This is a genomic window from Pseudovibrio sp. M1P-2-3, from assembly GCF_031501865.1.
In the GTDB taxonomy this organism is placed as follows: domain Bacteria; phylum Pseudomonadota; class Alphaproteobacteria; order Rhizobiales; family Stappiaceae; genus Pseudovibrio; species Pseudovibrio corallicola.
Genome location: NZ_JARRCW010000001.1, coordinates 410,395 through 431,669 on the forward strand (window position 1 = coordinate 410,395; position 21,275 = coordinate 431,669).

At 49.0% G+C, this 21,275-nt stretch carries 22 protein-coding genes and 2 tRNA genes; 17 read left to right on the forward strand and 7 right to left on the reverse strand.

The features are described from left to right. Positions 1–5 precede the first annotated feature (5 nt). From P6574_RS02005 to rpmH, 4 genes are all read right to left on the reverse strand, one after another. Positions 6–644, reverse strand: coding sequence for a CatB-related O-acetyltransferase (locus P6574_RS02005; RefSeq protein ID WP_310618728.1), 639 nt, complete (start codon positions 642–644; stop codon positions 6–8). 195 nt (positions 645–839) lie between these two features. Further along, positions 840–2,624 carry a membrane protein insertase YidC gene (yidC, locus tag P6574_RS02010; protein WP_405048067.1) on the reverse strand — a complete coding sequence of 595 codons (1,785 nt, stop codon included), beginning with the start codon at positions 2,622–2,624 and terminating at the stop codon, positions 840–842. Positions 2,625–2,634: 10 nt separating this feature from the next. Further along, positions 2,635–3,075, reverse strand: a complete 441-nt coding sequence (gene rnpA, locus P6574_RS02015) for a ribonuclease P protein component (protein ID WP_310618730.1) — start codon at positions 3,073–3,075, stop codon at positions 2,635–2,637. A 63-nt stretch (positions 3,076–3,138) separates the two neighbouring features. Then, entirely contained in the window at positions 3,139–3,273 is a 135-nt protein-coding gene (rpmH, locus tag P6574_RS02020) for a 50S ribosomal protein L34 (protein WP_310618731.1), read from the reverse strand. Between the two features lie 417 nt (positions 3,274–3,690). Here rpmH and P6574_RS02025 point away from each other — a divergent pair, with 417 nt between their 5' ends. From P6574_RS02025 to P6574_RS02050, 6 genes are all read left to right on the forward strand, one after another. After that, entirely contained in the window at positions 3,691–4,506 is an 816-nt protein-coding gene (locus tag P6574_RS02025) for a TVP38/TMEM64 family protein (RefSeq protein ID WP_310618732.1), read from the forward strand. A gap of 17 nt (positions 4,507–4,523) precedes the next feature. Continuing rightward, positions 4,524–5,939: a dihydrolipoyl dehydrogenase family protein gene (locus P6574_RS02030; protein WP_310618733.1), complete on the forward strand. Its 1,416-nt coding sequence runs from the start codon at positions 4,524–4,526 to the stop codon at positions 5,937–5,939. 109 nt (positions 5,940–6,048) lie between these two features. After that, the gene (locus P6574_RS02035) at positions 6,049–7,530 is read left to right on the forward strand and encodes a two-component system sensor histidine kinase NtrB (protein ID WP_310618734.1); all 1,482 of its coding nucleotides are present in this window, start codon (positions 6,049–6,051) and stop codon (positions 7,528–7,530) included. A gap of 191 nt (positions 7,531–7,721) precedes the next feature. After that, positions 7,722–7,798: transfer RNA gene (locus tag P6574_RS02040), tRNA-Arg, on the forward strand. Positions 7,799–7,871: 73 nt separating this feature from the next. Continuing rightward, a tRNA-Arg gene (locus tag P6574_RS02045) sits at positions 7,872–7,948 on the forward strand. 157 nt (positions 7,949–8,105) lie between these two features. Then, positions 8,106–9,169 (forward strand): IS630 family transposase gene (locus P6574_RS02050; protein WP_310618735.1). Its coding sequence is split into 2 segments (ribosomal slippage): positions 8,106–8,589 and positions 8,589–9,169, totalling 1,065 coding nucleotides; the frame shifts between segments, so codons are not numbered across the junction. A gap of 63 nt (positions 9,170–9,232) precedes the next feature. On the opposite strand, the gene mog is transcribed toward P6574_RS02050, so the two are convergent. Together mog and P6574_RS02060 are read right to left on the reverse strand one after the other, a co-directional pair. Continuing rightward, entirely contained in the window at positions 9,233–9,757 is a 525-nt protein-coding gene (mog, locus tag P6574_RS02055) for a molybdopterin adenylyltransferase (protein WP_310618736.1), read from the reverse strand. 328 nt (positions 9,758–10,085) lie between these two features. Beyond that, positions 10,086–11,111 carry an IS110 family RNA-guided transposase gene (locus P6574_RS02060; RefSeq protein WP_310622079.1) on the reverse strand — a complete coding sequence of 342 codons (1,026 nt, stop codon included), beginning with the start codon at positions 11,109–11,111 and terminating at the stop codon, positions 10,086–10,088. A 361-nt stretch (positions 11,112–11,472) separates the two neighbouring features. Between P6574_RS02060 and P6574_RS02065 the strand changes: the two genes are divergently transcribed. From P6574_RS02065 to P6574_RS02090, 6 genes are all read left to right on the forward strand, one after another. After that, entirely contained in the window at positions 11,473–11,697 is a 225-nt protein-coding gene (locus tag P6574_RS02065) for a hypothetical protein (RefSeq protein WP_310618737.1), read from the forward strand. Then, positions 11,697–11,858, forward strand: coding sequence for a hypothetical protein (locus P6574_RS02070; protein ID WP_310618738.1), 162 nt, complete (start codon positions 11,697–11,699; stop codon positions 11,856–11,858). The genes P6574_RS02065 and P6574_RS02070 overlap by 1 nt, the downstream gene beginning before the upstream one ends. Beyond that, positions 11,859–12,914 (forward strand): Rieske (2Fe-2S) protein, encoded by a 1,056-nt coding sequence (locus tag P6574_RS02075; RefSeq protein WP_310618739.1) that lies wholly within the window; start codon positions 11,859–11,861, stop codon positions 12,912–12,914. It begins immediately after the preceding gene. Between the two features lie 7 nt (positions 12,915–12,921). After that, positions 12,922–13,692 carry a hypothetical protein gene (locus P6574_RS02080; protein WP_310618740.1) on the forward strand — a complete coding sequence of 257 codons (771 nt, stop codon included), beginning with the start codon at positions 12,922–12,924 and terminating at the stop codon, positions 13,690–13,692. 191 nt (positions 13,693–13,883) lie between these two features. Continuing rightward, positions 13,884–14,432 (forward strand): heme NO-binding domain-containing protein, encoded by a 549-nt coding sequence (locus tag P6574_RS02085; protein WP_310618741.1) that lies wholly within the window; start codon positions 13,884–13,886, stop codon positions 14,430–14,432. 5 nt (positions 14,433–14,437) lie between these two features. Beyond that, entirely contained in the window at positions 14,438–15,790 is a 1,353-nt protein-coding gene (locus P6574_RS02090; protein ID WP_310618742.1) for an ATP-binding protein, read from the forward strand. Positions 15,791–15,794: 4 nt separating this feature from the next. Here the strand turns inward: P6574_RS02090 and P6574_RS02095 are convergent, their stop codons facing one another. Then, a complete protein-coding gene (locus tag P6574_RS02095) occupies positions 15,795–16,247 on the reverse strand; it encodes an NUDIX hydrolase (RefSeq protein ID WP_310618743.1) in 453 nt (150 codons plus the stop codon). 347 nt (positions 16,248–16,594) lie between these two features. On the opposite strand from P6574_RS02095, the gene kynU reads away from it, so the two are divergent. The 5 genes from kynU (at position 16,595) to P6574_RS02120 (ending at position 21,272) form a co-directional block, all read left to right on the forward strand. Next, positions 16,595–17,788: a kynureninase gene (kynU, locus tag P6574_RS02100; RefSeq protein ID WP_310622086.1), complete on the forward strand. Its 1,194-nt coding sequence runs from the start codon at positions 16,595–16,597 to the stop codon at positions 17,786–17,788. Between the two features lie 3 nt (positions 17,789–17,791). Beyond that, positions 17,792–18,628 carry a tryptophan 2,3-dioxygenase gene (gene kynA, locus P6574_RS02105; RefSeq protein ID WP_310618744.1) on the forward strand — a complete coding sequence of 279 codons (837 nt, stop codon included), beginning with the start codon at positions 17,792–17,794 and terminating at the stop codon, positions 18,626–18,628. A gap of 244 nt (positions 18,629–18,872) precedes the next feature. Continuing rightward, positions 18,873–19,646, forward strand: coding sequence for an ABC transporter ATP-binding protein (locus P6574_RS02110; protein ID WP_310618745.1), 774 nt, complete (start codon positions 18,873–18,875; stop codon positions 19,644–19,646). Between the two features lie 59 nt (positions 19,647–19,705). Next, positions 19,706–20,395 (forward strand): ABC transporter ATP-binding protein, encoded by a 690-nt coding sequence (locus P6574_RS02115; RefSeq protein WP_405048126.1) that lies wholly within the window; start codon positions 19,706–19,708, stop codon positions 20,393–20,395. A 4-nt stretch (positions 20,396–20,399) separates the two neighbouring features. Then, complete coding sequence (locus P6574_RS02120; protein WP_310618747.1) at positions 20,400–21,272, forward strand: branched-chain amino acid ABC transporter permease; 873 nt, start codon at positions 20,400–20,402, stop codon at positions 21,270–21,272. Positions 21,273–21,275: the final 3 nt, after the last annotated feature.

A 21,275-nucleotide genomic window follows, 5' to 3' on the forward strand; every position in this document is an offset into this window, starting at 1 on the left:
AACGTTTAAGCAGGGTTCAAGAGCTTATCCAGATCTGAGCCGCGAATGGCGTTAATATTTCGAGATAGCTTGTCTTGATCCCAGTTCCACCAAGCGATTTGAAGGAGGGTTTCAATTGTGTCTTCATCAAAACGATATTTGACAACCCGTGCTGGGTTTCCGGCTACCACAGCATAAGCCGGAACATCTTTGGTGACGACAGCTTTGGCTCCGATGATTGCGCCATCAGAAATGGTAACGCCCGGCATGATATGGGCATCGCGCCCAAACCAAACGTCATTCCCCACGATTGTGTCACCCCGGTTTGCCTTTTCATAGTTTGTAATATGGAACCCATCCTCCCAACCATTGCCAAATATGGCGAATGGATATGTGGAGAAACCATCCAGAAGGTGGTTACCGCCATTCATTTGAAAGGTGGTCCCGGTTGCTATGGCGCAAAACCGTCCAATAACCAGCCGGTCCGTACTTGTCTCGTAATGGTAGAGAACGTTCTTTTTCTCAAAGTCCTCAGCACCATCGAAGTCATGGTAATAGGTGAAGTCACCCACTGCTATGGATGGATGCTTGATGAAGTTTTTCAAGAATACGGTATGGGGCTCGCCAGCTAGAGGGTAGCGAGTCAAAGAACTAGGGCCTTTCATAGGAGGTCCTCCAAAAAGTAAACAGCACTATTTTTTGATGATTTAGCTGATGCTTACTTGTTCACTGAACCCACTCCCCGTTTAGGTCTGAATGTTATGCGAGCTTGGTACGTCTTGCAAGCTTTTGCGTGCACAAAAAAAGCGGCGCAATCAGTATCGCTGCGCCGCTTTATATATCACTCAGACTTGAAGACCCTACTTGGGTTTGTCTTCTTTCGGCTTTTTACTGAATGTTGTTTTCAGGTTATCGAGGAGTTCGAACTTCACTCCCTGACGACGCATGATAACGCCTTGCTGCAGGATCGATAGGGTATTGTTCCATGCCCAGTAAATCACCAGGCCTGCAGGGAAGGAAGCCAGCATGAAGGTGAAGATGACTGGCATCCAGTTGAAGATCATCTGCTGTGCAGGTTCTGTTGGCGCCGGGTTCATCTTCATTTGAAGGAACATGGTGACACCCATAATCAAAGGCCAAGCACCAATCATCAGGAATGTTGGTGGATCCCAAGGAATGAGTCCAAACAGGTTGAACAGGGTTGTCGGATCTGGAGCTGAAAGATCCTGAATCCAGCCAAAGAACGGCGCGTGACGCATTTCAATGGTTACAAACAGCACCTTATAGAGCGAGAAGAAGACCGGAATCTGGATCAGGATAGGCAAGCAACCTGCCAAAGGATTGATCTTTTCCGTCTTGTACAGCTCCATCAAGGCTTGCTGCTGTTTCTGCTTGTCATCCTTGTACTTTTCGCGAATTTCCGTCATCTGCGGCTGCACGAGTTTCATTTTACTCATGGAGACGTAGGACTTGTTCGCAAGCGGGAAGAAGACAGCTTTCACAAGAACAGTAACCAGCAAAATAGCAGCGCCGAAGTTGCCTGTCATTGTGTAAAGAGCGTCAATGAGCCAGAACATAGGCTTGGTCAGGAAGTAGAACCAGCCCCAGTCAATCATCAGCTCAAAGTTCTCGATGCCCTTGTCTTTCTGGTAGGCATCTAGAATGGCGCTGACTTTTGCACCTGCAAACAGCATGGAAGACGTTGAAGCTGTACCGCCAGCAGGAACCTCGACAGCGTTGCCAAGGAAATCTGTCTGGAAATTCTGCGTATTTTGACTGTAGGAGAAGTTTGGCTGGAAATCTGTTCCCGGTGTCGGGATCAAAGTGGTTGCCCAATACTTGTCGGTAAACCCGAGCCAGCCTTCGTTAACTTTCGCCGGACGAACGCTTTTGTCGTCAATCAGGTCGCTATATTTCAGCTCGCTCAGGCCATTCTCGCCAAACTCACCAATCAAACCTTCATGTAAAACGAAATAGCCGGAAGTTTTAGGTTCACCCGTGCGCACAATAAGGCCATACGGGTAAAGTCTGACATTGGAACCGGTTGTGTTCTCAACACTCTGGTTGACGGTGAACATATAGTTGTCATCAACACTCAGCGTACGCTTGAATATGAGACCCTGACCATTGTCCCAGCTGATACTAACAGGTGTGGATGGCGTTAAGTTGGTATTGCCGTCAACTTTCCAAAGGCTTTCAGCACTGGGAAGAGCTATAGAAGCACCTGGGTCCGCAACCCAGCCATACTCAGCATAATAGGGGTTGGGGCTGCCTTTGGGTGATAAAAGGATAACCGTCGGGCTTTCTGGGTTGAGAGTCTGACGATAGTCCTTCAGTCGCAGATCATCAAATTTACCGCCAACGAGGTTGACTGAACCGGAAAGCCTCGGGGTTTCGATCGCAACTCGCTGACTCTTGGCAAGAGCGGTGTCACGGGTCATTGTGACAACTTGCTTCCCGCCTGAGGTATTCTGGGGCAGGCTAATAGCGCCGTTCGATCCAGCAGCCGGTACATTGGAACCAGCTTGTGTGCTTTGTTCCTGCACCAGCCCCTGTTCGGTCTGCTGCTTTTCCATTTGTGGCTGGGCGTAAAAGAACTGCCATCCTAGTAGTACAACCAGCGACAAAACCATCGCCAGGATCATATTTCGATTATCATTCATCGACTAGATCACTCGTATTCGAAGGGTGGATTGTTGCGGAGTGCGACAACTTCTGAGGTTGTCTGGCATGTGGCACTCCAGATCCTGATCGGGCAGGGCGAGGTTTCTTCTTCCGAAAAGCTGTTTTCATGCCGCTGGAAAGATCTTTAACCAGCGTATCGAAAGGCTGACTGAGAGCACCTCTGCGCCCAATAAGCACGAAGTCTGCACCTGATACCGTAGCATGATCGCTTAACTGCGCGACGGCTGCACGAAGCCGTCTCTTAATCCTGTTGCGCTCTACAGAGTTTCCGGTTTTTTTTGTAACTGTGTAACCCATACGAGGGTCGCCACAGTCCCGGGTTTTTGCTGCTTGAAGCACAAAAGCACGCCGAGTAGTCCGTCCGCCTTTTGCTACGGCCAGAAACTCGGAGCGCTTTTTAAGTGTTTTCATAGTGTTGTCGCGGTGGTTAGAACCGTTTGAATTGTAAATTTTCCCCACCGCGTAGCGTTACCACTATGCGCTGAGACGCTTACGGCCTTTTGCCCGGCGACGTGCCAGAACCTGACGGCCATTTTTTGTTGCCATGCGAGCCCGGAAGCCGTGGCGCCGTGCGCGAACCAGACGGCTTGGTTGGAAAGTACGCTTCATCGTTTCTTACCTGTATTCAGAGCAAAACTCTGATCTAAAATGTTATGGTCGGACGCTCATCTCGCTCCTTTTTCAAGGGGCCGCCGCGAAAACGGCTGCTTGGATGGCTAATCCTAGTCGATGGCGCTTATATTCTTCCTAGGAAACCAAGTCAATATTGGGTGCAAGCTAAAGCTCAATCTATTTTGTATGATCGACGTTAAAGAGTAATTATCTTCGTGCAAAGGTTCAAATTTAGTTGAAATGTAACCGTGAACACGAACCTGTGATTCCCAAAAAAACTGTAGAATTGTTAGGAAAGGTTTTCACAGAAGGTCGTTTGGCGGGCACTGGTTGTATCAGTGCTCAAGGCAGGAGACCCAAAATACATCCTGCGATGTATTCGGTTGTAAGTTGATTTTTTAAGGTAGGGTCTGGATGAAATCCTCCAAAGGGGACGAGGTGAAGCCAACAAGACGCAGGTTTGATACAAAAGTACTTTTGCGCCGGTGGGGACCGGTAGGAATCGTTCTTCTCATTATGGGCATTGGTTATCTTTACGGGGCGCACGAGCACTTTACACTCAATACGCTGATAAAACACCGAAACGACCTGATGATACTTATTCAGGGGCACCCGTTTGTGAGTGCCGTTAGTTACATTGTGGTTTATGTGGTGGTTGTTGCGCTTTCTTTTCCTGGGGCGGCAGTCCTTAGCATCGCGGGCGGATTTCTTTTTGGATGGATCTTGGGGGGAGGGCTCACAGTTTTTGCCGCGACAGTAGGAGCAACCGTGATTTATCTGATTGCGCGCAGCTCAGTAGGTTCCACACTGGAAAAACGAAGTGGAGCAATGCTACAAAAAATGGCCGCTGGATTCCGTGATAACGCTTTCTATTATCTTTTATTCTTGCGTTTAACGCCGATCTTCCCCTTCTGGCTGGTAAATATTGCTCCAGCAGCTTTCAATGTGGGTTTGGGTACATATTTTTTTGCAACGGCACTGGGTATTTTGCCGGGAACATTTGCCTATACGTTGATTGGTTCCGGTCTGGATAGCCTGATCATCGCTCAGGAAGCAACCGATCCAGGGTGTGCCCTTGCAGGTCGTTGTCAAGTCCATATCTCTGCTTTGATAACGCCACAAATACTTGGCGCTTTCGCAGCGCTTGGTATTGTTTCTTTAATACCGGTGCTCCTCAAAACGCTTCGCCAGAAGAGAATTGACCGGAATTCATCTGATAAGGAATTATAGGTTTGGTCGGACAAGTTTTGAAACCTGATATTTGTGTTATCGGTGCCGGTGCTGCGGGGCTTACCGTAGCTGCGGCAGCTGCATCTTTTGGAGTTCGTGTCGTTCTTGTCGAAAATGGCAAGATGGGCGGGGACTGCCTTAACTATGGGTGCGTCCCGTCAAAGTCCCTCCTTGCGGTCGCAAAAAATGTGCAGGAGCAGAGGGATGGGGTGCGGTTCGGGATGTCTGTAAACGAACCGGAAGTGGATTATGGGGCAGCGAGCACGTTTTTGCATGGTGTTATTGACCAGATTGCTCCCCATGACTCGCAGGAGCGCTTTGAAGGTCTGGGAGTTACTGTTCTAAGAAGTGAAGGACGGTTTACCTCACCTTCCTCACTTCAAGTGGGAGAACTGGAGGTGAAAGCGCGGCGATTTGTGGTTGCTACAGGCTCCAGAGCGTCTATTCCCGAAATTAATGGGCTGGACAGTGTTCCATATCTTACAAATGAAACTCTGTTTGATCTTCAGGAGAAGCCCGAGCATCTGATTATAGTTGGCGGCGGAGCGATTGGTATGGAAATGGCTCAGGCTCATGCCCGGCTGGGGAGCCAAGTCACTGTCATTGAAGCTGGAAAAGCCCTTTCGAAAATGGATGCTGACCTTTGCGCTGTTGTTTTGTCATCCCTGCGCAAGGAAGGCGTGACTATTCTTGATAACGCCAATATTGAACGTGTTAGGAAAAGTGGTCGAGGCCTATCCGTTGAGCTTCGTCATGAAGATCGGGGAGTCGGCATAGAAGGAAGTCACCTGCTGATTGCAGCGGGACGCCAGGCAAATGTGGAAAAACTCTGTCTGGATCAGGCTGAGGTTCAGTGCAATCAAAGTGGAATTCAGGTAAACAAGGGCTTGAGGACTTCTAATCCTAAGATCTATGCGATTGGAGATGTAACCGGAGGACTTCAGTTTACGCATCTGGCGGGTGCTCAAGGCGCACTGGCAATTAAGTCTTTACTCTTTAGATTGCCAGTAAATGCCCACAACCTTTTGACTCCAAGAACTCTTTATACCGATCCTGAAATTGTCGAGGTTGGCCTGTCAGAGGCGGAAGCGCGGGAAAAACACGGGCGCTTCCTGAAAGTGCTTACCTCTAGTTTTTCCGAGAACGACCGTGCGCTTAGCTCTGGAAAAAAAGAGGGGTTTGTTAAATTGCTCGTTGGTCGCGGCGGGCGCTTGTTGGGGGCGGGAATTGTCGGCGATAATGCTGGAGAACTGATAAACGTTCTTTCCCTAATGATTTCAAAAAAAATGGGAGTGGGTGCCCTGCTAGGTCTTGTGATGCCTTACCCAACAAGGTCTGAAGCCATTAAACGTGCAGCTCTTTCCTACTACGCAGATGTGCCCAAAAAATCTGTTTTACGTGGGGCCCTGCGCATTTTAAGATTATTTGGATAGTCGGTATTCTTGTTTTTTGCCAATTTGGGTTAAGCTAAAGATATTTAGAGAAAAACCAAGTTACGCTGAACCATAAAAACAAACAGTGAGGCCGGACAGAGCGAGCTTTATGGCAGAAATTGAAAATGGCAATCTGGAAGACTGTTCCAATGAAAAACAAAAGCTGAAGAGCCGTTGGGGCCTGTCCAGTAAGCTGCTGGTGATGACTATTTTGTTTGTCATGCTCAGTGAAGTGCTTATCTTTGTTCCCTCTATCGCAAATTTTCGCAACGCATGGCTGAGTGACAAGCTGGGTGTCGCGGGTGTCGCAGCAACCCTCCTTTCTGAGACCGGACACTTTTCTCCAGTTCTACAAAGCCAGCTGTTGGAGGCAACCGATGCTGTTGTGATCTCTTATTCGGAAGGAGGAACGCACCAGCTTATTGCCATGAGCGATCAGCAAAAAGATATCGTTGATACGGTGTATATGGACAATATGTCCGCTTGGGATTCTGTGAGTGAGAGTCTGAGCATTTTGTTTGGTCGGAAACAAGGCGATATTCTAGTGGTTGGTGAAATACAGATGGGGCGTGAAAGGCAAGTGGAAATGGTTATTCCCACTTCCTCCCTGCGCAGCGACATGGTTCGGTACTCACTTAATATTCTAAAACTATCCCTGATTATTTCTTTGATAACTGCAGGGTTGGTTTACGGCACTCTACGATGGTTGTTTGTTAAGCCTATGAAGCGGATTTTCCGTTCAATGGAGCGCTTTGCTTCAGCACCAGAAAATGCGCATAGCATCATTAAGCCTACGGAGCGTCTGGATGAAATCGGGTTAGCCGAACAGCAACTTTGCCAGATGCAGAAGAAGTTGAATAAAGATTTCCACCAACAGCGGCGTATGGCCGCTTTGGGGCTTGCTGTTTCAAAAATAAATCACGATATGCGAAACCTGCTTGCCTCTGCCCAGCTGTTTTCAGAGCGGTTAGAGCTTTTACCTGACCCGACTGTGCAGAGAATAACCCCCAAAATATTGAATAGTCTGGATCGGGCGGCCAAGTACACCAGTGCGGTTCTCTCCTATGGCAAAGCGCAGGAGGAACCCCCAAGCTTGAGATTGGTGAGCCTGCGAGAGGTTGTGCAGGATGTTGCTGAAGTGCTTGGGTTGGAAGGGCACTCAGATGTTCAGTTGGTGAACAATGTCCCTGTAGAGCTTGAAGTTGAGGCAGACCCCGAGCAGCTCTTTCGGGTTTTGATGAACTTATGCAGGAACTCGGTTCAAGCCATGCAGGGAGATAAGCAAGAGTTTGTTATCAAACGGGTGATGGTGGAAGCCTATGCCAAAGGGATGACATGCACGATTAAAGTTCTTGATACGGGACCCGGCATTCCAGCAAATGCCAGAAAGTCTCTTTTCAAGGCGTTTCATTCCGCCGGTAAAGTTGATGGTACGGGGCTCGGCCTTGCGATTGCTGCGGAGATTGTTGAGGCTCATGGGGGAACTATCAAACTGGATGAAAGCGTCACCACTGGTACATGCTTTGAGATCACCTTACCGCATCATGAGCAAAACTACGGACAAACGACTGTGACACAGCTTCACTCCTAAGATATGATTTGGAGTGGAAATGGACTTAGTTTATTCTCACGAGTGATTCTTTATCCCCAATTCACAGTTCTAATGGAAAAAAGCAACGAAAGCGCTTGCCAAGCCAGCAAGAGGTGAGTACATAAGGCCCCGTTCCGAGGGAACAGCGCTAGGCCGGTTGGCCAGTAAATGTTCTTTTAGATTATAGTGATGCACCGGTAGCTCAGCTGGATAGAGCACCAGACTACGAATCTGGGGGTCGGGGGTTCGAATCCTCCCCGGTGCGCCATTCTATAAATAAAAAATATACTTCGGACTATATAGCACTCACCTTAATAGTGAATGCTTGGAAATGTGATAATGCACCGGTAGCTCAGCTGGATAGAGCACCAGACTACGAATCTGGGGGTCGGGGGTTCGAATCCTCCCCGGTGCGCCATTCCTCCATTAAAATTTATCTCTTAAAATAATCAGCGTCATTCCTGCTATCTTGCATGCGCCTCTCCATTTTATACCAACGGCACCTGTTTTTGACTCGGGATGAGGATTCCCAAATCACTTGAATTGTGATTCAACATTGGGAAAGGAGATTCCCAATGTCAGCGATCCCATTGCGCCGAGACTATGATGCTTCTTCGTTACGAACTCTTGCTTGTCAAAGTAAGGATGTCAGGCAGAGCCGCCGCCTTCTTGCTCTTGCTGCTGTTTATGATGGGTTGTCGCGCTTGGAGGCGGCACGCATGGGCGGCATGGACCGCCAAACACTGCGAGACTGGGTGCATCGGTTTAACGCAGAAGGGCCGCACGGCCTGTACAATCGTAAGAGCCCGGGCCGTGTCCGGTGGTTAAATAAAGAGCAAATGGCTGAATTTGCAGATCTGGTTGAGGCTGGGCCTGATTTACAACAACACGGCGTAATTCGCTGGCGTCGGCGGGATCTGCAAGGTGTGATCGAGCAGAAGTTTGGGGTCAGCTATAGCGAAAGGGCTATTTCAAGCCTCCTCACAGTTCTGGGATTTTCTCGGGTCAGCGTTCGGCCACAGCACCCGGCACAGGACGAGCAAGTTATGGAGACATATAAAAAAACTTCCATGCCCGGCTTAAAGAAATAAAAGTGCGCTTGCCCTCACAAACATCCATGGAAATCTGGTGGCAGGACGAAGCCCGCATTGGTCAAAAAAATGGGCTCACCAGAAGGTGGGCAAAAAAAGGAACGAGACCACGGGCTCCCAGCGACGGGCGCTATCAATCAACTTATGTATTCGGGGCCATCTGCCCCGCCCACGGCAAAGGGGCAGCACTTGTTTTGCCCAAAGCCAATACCAATTCCATGCAGCTTCACCTTAAAGAAATCAGCCGAACCGTCGCCAAAGGGGCGCACGCAGTGGTCCTGATGGATCAAGCGGGTTGGCATACAACAGCAAAACTGAAGTTGCCTGATAATATAACCATCTTGCTGCTCCCACCCCGTTCTCCGGAGTTCAACCCGGTTGAAAATGTTTGGCAGTACTTACGGCAAAACTGGCTCTCTAACCGAACCTTTCAAGACTACCAGGAAATTGTCGATGCCGCCTGTTCCGCTTGGAATAAGCTTATTCAACAACCCCACACAATCACATCAATCGGTAGACGAAATTGGGCGCATACAGGTCAATTATAAGTGCCGTTGGTATTAAATGGTGAAGGAGCTTCCATCCAACGGATACAAGCTCATATATCTCAACTATTTCGCTTTGGGACGAAAGACCTTGATGACTTCAGGGTCGGTGTCAATATATCCGGCGCCAATCAGATCTAGGCAATAGGGGACTGCAGGGAAAACTGCATTCAGGCAGGTATTGATGGCCGCTGGTTTGCCCGGCAGGTTGATGATCAGGCTTTTTCCGCGAATACCGGCAGTCTGGCGTGACAAAATTGCTGTTGGAACTTCCTCAAGGCTGACTTTGCGCATAAGTTCTCCAAATCCTGCCAGCTCTTTTTCTATAACTTGTGCCATGGCCTCTGGCGTTAAATCGCGTGGGGAAGGTCCCGTACCACCGGTCGTGAGAATTAGATCAACTTCCAAATCATCACAAAGCTCAATAAGGCAGTCTTTGACACTATCAACCCCGTCAGGAATAACTCGGCTAATAGGTTCCCAAGGAGAAACCAGCGCATTTTGCATGTATTGCTGAATTGCAGGGCCGCTTTTATCTTCATACTCACCGCTGGAAGCGCGGTCTGAGATGGTTACTGAAGCAATTTTCATTCTGTCTCTCACTGCCGTGGTCGATTGTATTTTCATCTTTTAATTGGGGGGAGGAGAGAACGCAACGCATCTGTGGATGCCCCGTGTTTTGCAAGTTGTTTTTCGAGCAATTTTGGCATGTGATCGGTTGCGGTCATCTGTCAGGCCTCGTTGTGCGGCGCTGCATTTGCCGCGGGCCGGTATGGAGATACGCAACTTGGCTCCAATACACATTTGCGGGCTTTTTGCCCGGTGCGAAAGACTGGTTATGCCAAGTCGGATCTAGTCGATCGTTTACCCTTACTGCTCAAAGCCCTCCTCACATCCCGACGGACCTGTCCTGAAGCACCTATTTAGCCGGGGACAGGTTTCGGTAGTCTTCATCTTTGACCAACATAGCCCACAATCTACGAGCCATTTTGTTTGCAAGCGCGATAGCCACCACCATACTTGGTTTTCTTTCAAGCATTCTTCCAAGCCATAAGCTTTCTGGCCTCCCCGTCCGCCGGGCAGCACCAATGAGTGCCATAGCTCCGATGATCAAAAGCCTTCGGATATCGCGCTGGCCCATTTTCGAGGTTCGGCCCAAGATCTGCCTTCCCCCTGTTGAATATTGTTTTGGCACAAGCCCCAGCCATGCGGCAAAGTCCCGCCCTCGGCGGAACGTGCTCATTGATGGGGCAAATGCTGTAACCGCCATGGCCGTTATCGGCCCTATTCCGGGCATGGTTTGCAATCTTTGCGCAGCCTTGTCCTGGTTCGCTTCTATTCGAAGCTGCTTTTCCAGGGACTGGATCCGGTTTGTGAGCAGTGCAATTTGCTCCAGGTAGATCTGACCGAGTTGAAGCACCACAGGAGGCAGGTCACTGTTCGGAGCATTCAAAGCCTCAGCCAGTTTCTTAACGTGTACCGCCTTTCTTGGTGCGAGGCAGCCAAACTCAGCCAAATGAGCTCTCAAGGCGTTGATCAACTGAGTACGTTGACGTACAAAAAGATCGCGGCTACGGAATAACACGGCGCGACTTTGCTGATCCTTTGATTTTATCGGAACCGTACGCATTGTGGGGCGCGACGCTGCTTCCGCAATGGCTTCCGCGTCAGCTGCATCGTTTTTTTGACGTTTTACAAATGGTTTCACATAGATTGGGGGAATCAATTTAACATCATGCCCCAGAGCGCGAATTTCTCGCCCCCAACTATGGGCAGTAGCGCAAGCTTCCATTGCCACAACACAAGGTTCTTGTTTGGCAAAGAACGGTAACATCTGCCCGCGTGACAATTTCCGTCGAAATAAAACCTTGCCGTCTGGTGCCGCACCATGAGCTTGAAAACTGTGCTTTGCCAAATCTAAACCTATAATGCTAACCTCTGCCATGGATGTCCCTTCCCAATCTTCGATTGCTTCAATCGTAAATATGGCACATTGCGATGCCGCCGGGTGGGGCATCCACTCCATCACATTTGCTCCTTCGAAGTGGACCAGCCTGTTAGTGATGCCTATGCAGATTTTACGAATATGCAAGCTCAACCCTATGGAAGGATACTGCTTCCCATAGAACGGTGCCATGCTGAGGGCGTAAGAGGTAAATTGAAGTTAAGGGCTGTTGGTTCTGCTGAGAACTTTAAACTATCCCTATCGGCTTCTTTAAAACAATCTCGATAGTCTTGCAGGCGTAGCTCGCTCCCGTCAAAGCTCGGTGAGCCGGAGTGAGGCTTGAAAGGAGGTTGAAAGCGAAATGGGTGCAGCTGAACTCATCATTCTAGTTGCCATTGTCTATTGCGTCTTGGGGGCTTGTGTGGCTCTCCCGTTTCTTGTGTTTGGAATTGGCCGCGTTGAGGACGCTGCGAGAGGAGCCTATTGGTTTCGTCCGCAACTGTTGCCGGGGCTTGTCTTGCTTTGGCCAATTGTTTTGGTGCGCTGGCGTGTTCTGCTTAAACAACAGAGACCAAAGGAGGGGTGATGCAAAGAAGGTATCGCAGGGCACACCGTATCCTATGGTTTTTTCTCGCAGTTCTTATTCCTGCAGTTCTTGCGGTTGCACTTTGGCAAAAACCCTCCGGTCAACATGAACAACCCGCTGTTGCGCTTGATGAAACTGCTCAAACAATTGGGGAGGAATAAGTGAGTGTAAAGTACATTCCGGTTATCTGGAATCGCACGAAACTGGTTTATGATTTGGTCGCTCTGGCCTGTATTGGGAGCTACCTGTCAATTTATTTGTATCTCGCTCCTTTCTATCAGCAGGTGACGCGGCCAATTGACGGTGCAATATATAAGGCACAGGCATACGGGACTTGTGTCTTTTTCCTACTGACAGTTATTTTGAGTATTGGACCGCTATCTCGTTTGGACCGGCGATTTCTGCCTTTGCTATATAATCGGCGTCACCTTGGCGTGATTACATGTGCTCTTGCATTTTTTCATGTGTCCTACGTTATTGACTGGTACTATGCATTTTCTCCAACCAATAAATATGTGGCAGTTCTTACCAGCAATACGAGCTTTTTTCAGTTCCTAGGTTTTCCCTTTGAGATTCTTGGTCTACTGGCTCTGCTTCTTCTGGTGGTGCTAGCGGTTACAAGCCATGACTTTTGGCTGCACTTTCTGGGGCCTCCTCTCTGGAAGACCCTTCATATGGGAATTTATGTGGCTTACGCCCTAATAGTTGCGCATGTTGCCTTGGGCGCTTTGCAAAGTGCAGCCGGGCCGCTGTTTCCAGTTGTTGTTGGAGCTTCGGCCTCGATGGTGATTGTTTTACATTTACTTGCCGCCCGACATGAGGGGTTGGTCGATCAAAACGGCCTCGTGGCTGAGGACGGAGGCAATTGGGTGAATGTGGGCTCTCCTTTCCGTATTCCAAACAAACGCGCCATTATCGTCAATGTGAAAGAGGATGAACGGGTCGCCATTTTTAGGGATGGAAATAAGGTTTTCGCTATCTCCAATGTGTGCGCCCATCAAAACGGCCCCTTGGGAGAGGGGAAAATTGTTTACGGTTGTGTCACATGCCCTTGGCATGGTTATCAATATCGTCTGGAGGATGGTTGTTCCCCCCCGCCTTTCAAGGAAAAAGTTGCCACATACTCACTTGAGTTGAGAGGGCAAGCCCTGTTTCTTAACTCTCATGCCCACCCTCCCGGGACAAAAATTCCACCAGTTCTTTTGAAGAAAGAGTAGGGAAGGGATGCCCACTAAACAGCCTGATCCATTTTTTATTGGTTGGTCAAAAAAACCTCCCAAAGCTCTTCGCTGGTTCCTTTTTGTAGTTTCTGCGGTGCTTGTTGGCGCGGCTGCTGGGGTTGCATTTGGTCTGGGAGCGTCCCTGTCAGACCCCGGGGATGGACACTTTTCATGGTCTCAAAACCAGCAGCCTCTCATGGGGGTGATTGAAGCCAAGCCCTATCCGATTCTGCGTGTCGTGAAGGAGGGGCAGCAAGGCAGCTCGGAAGCGATCTTACTAGCTGGAATAGGGAAGCGCGGAATTCAGTCCAAACTCACTGCTGATATCAGTGGCCCTGTTAAAATTCAGGGGGTCCCGTTGAAGCGTGGTACCATCAATATGCTTCAAGTGGGAAGAATAGAGGCGTTGGAGGAGACTGCTGCAGCAAGCCAACAAAGTCCTATCATTTCCCCTTCCAAAAGCCTTGGGCGTTGGCGGTTAACCGGTGAGATCTGTGATGGGAAATGCTATATCGGTGCAATGCGGCCCGGCAACGGCCTTGCCCACAAAGCCTGCGCCAACCTTTGTATCATCGGCGGCTTACCACCCGTATTTGTTACAAGCAGCCCCATAAAAGGGCAGAGTTTTTTCCTTTTGTCAGATGAGCAAGGCAATCCCCTTTCCAGTGATTTTCTAGACTACACCGCCCTCCTGATATCTATGGAGGGGGAAGTTGAGCAGCGAGACGACCTGTTGATTTTTAAAATTGACCCAACGTCCGTTGAGCGCCTTTAAAAGCGCTGCTGAGACACTGTCAGTAGTGAAGCAGAGTTCCTCTTGTTTTCTTCAAAAGGGAGCCAGCTTTTATTTCCCATTAACTTAACGTGAGCTGGAACCTATTGGAAAAGCTATATATGCCTCTAGGCGAAAGTTTCTCTTAACGGCCTTTCTGCGACTATATCCCAAGACATATGGGAGGGATTGGTATGCTCGGTATCGTGTTTACAGAATTTATCGAGATGGTCGAGGAAGAGTTCTCTCCCGATGTCGCAGACGATATCATCGTGGCCATGGAAGAGTTTTTGCCAAGTAAAGGCGTATATACAGCTGTTGGCGAGTATGATCATACTGAAATTTTGCAGTTGGTGACACACCTCAGTGAAAAAACGAATATCCCTGTTGCTGATTTGGTTGAGGTGTTTGGCCGTCATTTATTTTCCCGATTTGTTATTCGCTATCCTGAGTTTTTTGATTCAGTTGATGATATCTTTGTGTTTCTTATGGGAATTGAGGATCATATCCATCGAGAGGTCCGAAAACTCTACCCACATGCAGAGCTTCCCACTTTTTCCTATCAAAGGCCCGAACCAAATAAGCTGATAATGGACTACTCATCCACACGGCCATTTTCCCATCTGGCTCTGGGGCTTATTCGAGGAGCCAGTGCCCATTTTGGTACTGACATAGAGTTGCAGATGGTCTCACCTGCCGAGAGTGAGGGTCGTAAAGCGACATTTACTCTTGTTCGGCGATAGTTGGTATGGATATTCAGCGTCTCCAACGCCGTTTTGAAAGAGAGCGGCAGGCCAGAAAAGAGGCCGAGAAGCTGCTTGAGGACAAAGCAAGAGAGCTATACTTGGTCAATAGCGCGCTTTCCACCACACTTGAGGAGCTTGAGGAGCGTATTCACGAGAGAACCCATGAATTACGGCTCGCTACTCGGCAGGCTCAGCGGGCGAATGTGGCTAAGTCGGAATTTCTGGCAAATATGAGCCATGAAATCAGAACGCCTTTGAACGGGATCATTGGAATGTCAGAGTTGATGTTCGAGACCCGGTTAGATGTGAAGCAGCGTGAGTATGCTGCAATGATACAGGACTCTTCTCAGGCCCTTCTTGAAATTATCAATGATATTCTGGACTTTTCGAAGATAGAAGCCGGGCAGATGGATGTGAATGTGGGCACTTTGAACCTGCAGGATGTTCTGGGGTCGGTTATGAATATCAATTGGCACCGGGCTGAAAAAAAGGGACTGGAGCTGAAAGTTGACTACCCTGAGGCAGGGCCCTTCATGTTTGTGAGTGATCAAGCCTTTATAAGGCAGATTATCTCTAATCTCGTGGGGAACGCGGTAAAATTTACTGAAAAAGGTGGCGTGTATATCTCTGTATCCTTCCAAGTAGAAGGACAGCTTGCTTATGCCACTGTGTCCGTTCGCGATACAGGTATCGGGATCGCAGATGATCAGGTAGATCAGGTTTTTGAAAAATTTCAACAAATAGACAGTTCTTCCAGTCGAAAATATGCAGGTACCGGTTTAGGGCTGGCCATTACCCGCTCACTGGTGGAGTTGTTGAATGGAGAGGTTTACGTGAAGTCCGAGCTGGGTGTCGGGTCGTGCTTTTATGTTGAGGTCCCCCTTGTCATAGCCAGCAGCATCTACATTGAGATGGAAAAGCAACGGCAGGCCAAAGAAGCTATCGGTGATTTGAGGGGGTATAAATCTGGATCCAGAATTCTTGTCGCAGAAGATACGCCAGTCAATCAGCTTGTTTTGATGGCCTATCTGGAAAGTGAGCCTGTTGAGATGACACTTGCCGACCACGGTCAGCAAGCTTTGGATTCGTTCCATGAAATACAGCCGGATCTGGTTTTTATGGATGTGTCCATGCCGGTGATGGATGGCTATGAAACAACACGGAAAATTCGGAGCTATGAGAGCAAGTGCGGTTTGCCGCATACGCCTATTGTTGCGCTTACTGCCAATGCAACACAAGAGCACAAGCGCCGATGCCTGAGTGCGGGTATGGATGATTATGTAAGTAAGCCAGTTACCAAGGCTGGTATTCTTGATAAGCTGCATAAGTGGCTGCCAAAGCAAAACGCAACTTAAGACTTTACGCCAAGACCGCCCAGCTTCTCAAAAGAGCTTTGAGGGACGGCTCGTCCACGGACTGGATTGCTTTTTTTATGCCAAACCACTTGCGAGTTCGCTGGTGTTGCTCCGGCCACCTCTCTGAAAGCCGGTCCACTTTCATGGGGTAGACTTTAACAGAGCACGGCAAGCTTCTTCCTGTTTTGAATACCTTGAAATAGAGGTATGACCCTACAGATTTTTTTTTGATTTTTCCGTAAAGTCCGGCCTCCTCATAGGCTTCAATTCCCGCGGTTTCTGGCCCGCTTTTGTTGGGCATGGGCCACCCCTTTGGTAGAACCCATCTTTTCGTTTCCCGCGATGTAATCAAGAGCACTTGTATATCTCCAGATTTGCTCCTTCGAAAGGGGAGAGCAGCAAACTGCTCCTCGGTTTCTACGGCTGGTCTATCAATTTTCAAAAGTGCTTCCGTCATTTTGAAAAGTCCAGATATCTTATCGGGACGCGTGTCCATTGTGTTTGGGAGGGGGGGTGAAGTTGGGGCTCCCAGTTGAACAGACCTTGCTGCCAGATTCTCCAGTAAGATGAAATCCTCTAAAACTAATAAATTGCGCCCTTAAGTTTCGAAATGAAATATATTTCCATTTTATCTTGCTGTGATTTATGAAAGTATTCAAATTATGTGATTTTTATCTACATAATTGCAGCGAGGCGTTGGTCTTTGAAATAAACAAGGAGAGCGCTTTAACGGCGCCAATCGGGGGATAGATTTTGAGTGGTAAAAAAGACAGTGCTTCCGGTGCTTCTGTTACTGAAAACCTCTTGAACGAGAAATTGCCACGCAAGGAGTTATTTTCCCTGCCCGAGAGTGTAATCTATCTGGATGGAAACTCTCTAGGTGTTCTGCCAAAAGGCGTATCTCAAAGACTTAAGGACACTGTTGAGAACGAGTGGGGACGTTCGCTCATCACTGGATGGAATGAACACAGCTGGATCGATATGCCAGAGTGTGTTGGCGACAAAATCGGCCGTCTTGTAGGTGCGCCTTCAGGAACTGTTATTGCAAGCGACTCTACTTCCATCAATGTGTTTAAGGTGCTGTCGGCTGCACTGAATCTAAGGCCTGAACGGAAAGTTATTCTCTCTGATACTGGCAACTTTCCAACAGATCTTTATGTGGCGCAAGGACTGGTTCGTCTTCGTGAAGCGGGCTATGAGCTGCGATTGGTCAAGCCTGAGGACCTGCTTCATAGTATTGATGAGAGTATCGCTGTGGTTTTGGTGACCGAGGTGGATTATCGAACTGGACGCCGCCATAATATGAAAGACTTGACGGCAGCAGCTCATAACGCTGGCGCGTTGACACTATGGGATCTGGCGCACTCCGCCGGAGCTTTCCCAGTATATCTTGAGGAGTGTCAGGCCGACTTTGCGGTTGGATGTGGTTATAAATACCTCAACGGAGGGCCGGGCGCTCCTGCTTTCCTCTACGTCTCGCAGCGCCATCAATCTCGCATTGATACCCCGCTCAGCGGTTGGATGGGCCATGAAGCCCCTTTTGCATTTCAGCTGGATTATGCTCCTGCAGCCGGTGTTAACCAAATGCGCGTGGGAACGCCGCCTGTTCTTGCGTTGTCTGCGCTGGATGCGGCGCTGGATGTGTTTGATGGTGTCTGCCTTGAGGGGCTATGGCAAAAATCCGTGGTATTGAGTGAGCTGTTCATTGAGGAAGTGGAAGCCCGATGTCCTGAACTGGAGCTGGTGAGCCCGAGAGATAGCAAGTGTCGTGGCTCGCAAGTCTCCTTCAAAGTGGCTGAGGGCTATGCGGTGATGCAAGCACTAATAGCTGGTGGGGTTATAGGTGATTTTCGTGCGCCCGATATTATCCGCTTCGGCTTTACGCCGCTCTATCTTGATGAGGAGGATATTTTGAAGGCCGCGAAAGTTCTGCAGCGCGTTATGGGTGAGAGGCTGTGGGACAATGAGGCGTTTTATAAAAAAGCAAAGGTAACGTGAGGTATGACTACTGGGGAGACTATTTCACATCACGGTGCAGAACTGTCGTTTGATGACAAGATGTCCTATGCTGATTATTTGAAGCTGGAACAGGTTTTAAATGCGCAAAAACCGTTGTCGGATGCCCACGATGAATTGCTTTTCATTGTGCAGCATCAAACATCCGAACTCTGGATGAAACTGGCAATTCACGAACTTCAATCAGCCGCTAGCTGTATCGAACAGGACAGCTATTCGCAGGCTTTTAAGACCCTGTCTCGGGTTGCGCGTATTTTTGATCAACTCAATTCGGCTTGGGATGTTCTGCGTACAATGACCCCCAGTGATTATACCCGTTTCCGTGAGAGCTTGGGGCAGTCCTCCGGATTTCAGTCCTATCAGTATCGGGCGATCGAATATATGGCGGGAAACAAGCAGGCAGCGCTCCTCCAGCCTCATAAGCACAATAGGTCTATCCATGCTTGGCTGACTGAAGTCCTCCATCAACCCAGCATCTATGATGTTTCCATTCGGGCATTGTCGCGAAACGGATTGTCCATTGATCCTTCTGTTTTGAACCGTGACCTGACAACGCCCTACCAAAAGGATGTGAGTGTTTCCCAAGCTTGGGCAGAAGTTTATAAATTCCCCGACAAATACTGGTGTCTCTATGAGTTGGCGGAAAAGCTGGTGGACTTTGAAGACTACTTCCGCAGGTGGCGTTTTAATCATGTGACCACTGTAGAGCGGATCATCGGCTTCAAAAGAGGGACCGGCGGTACGGAAGGTGTCCCTTATCTTCGCCGTATGCTGGAGGTCGTCCTGTTTCCAGAGCTATGGTCGGTACGTGGAGACTTGTAGGGAGCTAATTTGCGCGACTAATGAGTGTAATTTGAAATATTGTTTCCAAATTCCTCTAAATTTTGAGGATAATTTGTTCAAAATCATAAAAAATCGAGTGAAACGCGAAATTCCAATTGATTGCAGCCTCTATTCGATTGTAGGGCAGATGAAGGAAAGTTAATGATATAACCTGCTAATTCATTGGGTAGGTTTATAATAACAAGCAATAAAAGTGACATTCTGTGACTTTTGGGGGGATATAATGCTTAGGCTCGATGGGCTGACAGTAACTTTTGGAGGGTTTCGAGCGCTTCACGATTGTTCGTTTTCGGTAGAGCAGGGCACCATAACAGGCTTGGTAGGGCCTAATGGTGCCGGGAAGACGACTCTCTTCAATCTGATTGCCGGTGCGTTCAAGCCAACAGGGGGGAAGATTTATTTTCAAAATAAAGACATTACCCAGTTAACGACCGATCAGCGGTTTCACCTTGGCTTGGTGAGAACCTTTCAAATTCCCCATGAGTTTCATCGTTTAAGTGTCATGGAGAACTTGATGCTTGTGCCGCCGGCGCAACTAGGAGAAAGCCTGTTTTCCAACTGGCTGCGCCATTCTTCGGTCTTGAGGCAGGAGGAAGAAACCAGACGGAAAGCTTGGGATACACTGGAGTTCTTGGAACTCACACATGTTGCGGATGAATTGGCCGGTAATCTATCGGGTGGTCAGAAAAAGCTTTTGGAGCTGGGCCGAACCATGATGACCGATGCGCGGCTTGTATTGCTTGATGAACCGGCTGCCGGTGTGAACCGTACTTTGCTGCGCAAGTTGGAAGAGAAAATACAAATTCTCAATAAGGAGCGCGGTTACACTTTCATGCTTATCGAGCATGACATGGAGATGATCGAGAAGCTCTGTGATCCGGTTATCTGTATGGCCGAGGGTACACCTTTGATTGAGGGAGATTTCCAGACGGTACGCTCGGACCCGAGAGTTCTAGAAGCCTATTTGGGAGAAGTTGCCCAGGCGGAGGCGCTATAATGCTTACAAAAACAGAGAGACAGGGTAAGGCGTCCACCTCAAACCGGCGAGTTCTTTCCATGGAAAACGTGGTGGCTGGGTATGGGGATGCAAATATCCTGCATGGCATAGATCTTCACGTAGACCATAAGGAAATCGTGGTTATTGTCGGGCCAAACGGCGCTGGTAAATCTACGGCCATGAAGGCGGTATTCGGGCTGTTGAATGTGCGAAGCGGCGCTATTGTCGTTGAGGGAACCGATATGGCGGGTTGGTCTCCCAACAAGATTGTCCAAAACGGAGTGAGCTATGTTCCTCAGGTGGATAATATTTTCAAAGAAATGACCATTCGGGAAAATCTGGAAATGGGCGCGTTCCTGCGTAAAGGGGATCTTTCTGCAGCGTTCGACCGCGTTTATTCCCTATTTCCAGATTTAAAGGAGCGCAGCGCAACATTGGCTGGAAACCTGTCCGGCGGGCAGAGGCAAATGGTGGCCATGGGGCGGGCTTTGATGCTGGACCCGAAGCTGCTTTTGCTTGATGAGCCTACTGCGGGGCTTTCCCCTAGATATATGGAGCAGATTTTCCAAATCACACGGGATGTACGTGACACAGGGGTCTCCATTTTGCTGGTAGAGCAGCACGCCAAACAGGCGCTTGCATTTGCCGACAGAGGTTATGTGCTGGCAAGCGGTTCAAACCGCCATGAGGGAACCGGCGAGGCACTTTTAGCGGACCAAGAGGTCGCAGAAATGTTCTTGGGCGGATAAGCGAATGACACTTCTTGAATTAATTAACTTCTATCTGGTTCCGGGGATCGTTCTGGGATCTATCTACGCTCTTGGAGCTGTTGGAATTACGCTGGTGTTTGCAATCCTGCGCTATGCCCATCTGGCCCACGGAGATCTTGCAACATTCGGTGCATTCGCAGCTTTGGGTCTGGTCGCAGGTTTTGGTATAAGCCCGTGGGCGGCGCTGCCCATTGCTATGCTTATAAGTGCCTTGCTGGCGGTTGGAATTGATCGGGTGTTCTACGAGCATTTACGTCAAAGACCCAAAATCGTCACGGTTATGGCGTCGCTTGGTATCGCGCTAATGCTGCGCGCAGTTGTGCAGGTTGTCTGGGGTGTCGATACACAAACCTATACGCGCGGAATTGTGCGTCCGGATGTATTCTGGGGCATTCGCCTTCGCGACAGGGAACTTTACACCATTTTGGCGATGGTCGGCATTGTGGGCGTGCTTTGGACGTTTTTGCAAACCTCCAAGTGGGGCAAGGCCATGCGTGCGATCTCCGATAATCCGGAGCTTGCCCAGCTTTCGGGCATAGATATCCGCCGGGTTACAGTTCTTACTTGGGTAATTGTGGGGCTACTTTGCGCCGCCTCAGGTTTTTTCCTTGGAATTAATACGGAACTAAAAGCCATGATGGGGTGGTCTATGCTGCTGCCAATGTTCGCTGCGGCCATTCTTGGCGGTGTTGGACGCATTGAAGGGGCTGTTCTTGGAGGCTTGATTGTTGGAATAGCCGAAGAGCTGTCCGTACTGGTCATTCCAAGTGAATACAAAGCGGCGATGGCCTTTGCCATTCTATTGATCATTCTGATTGTACGGCCAACCGGGTTGTTACGCGGCAAAGTGCTTTAGGGG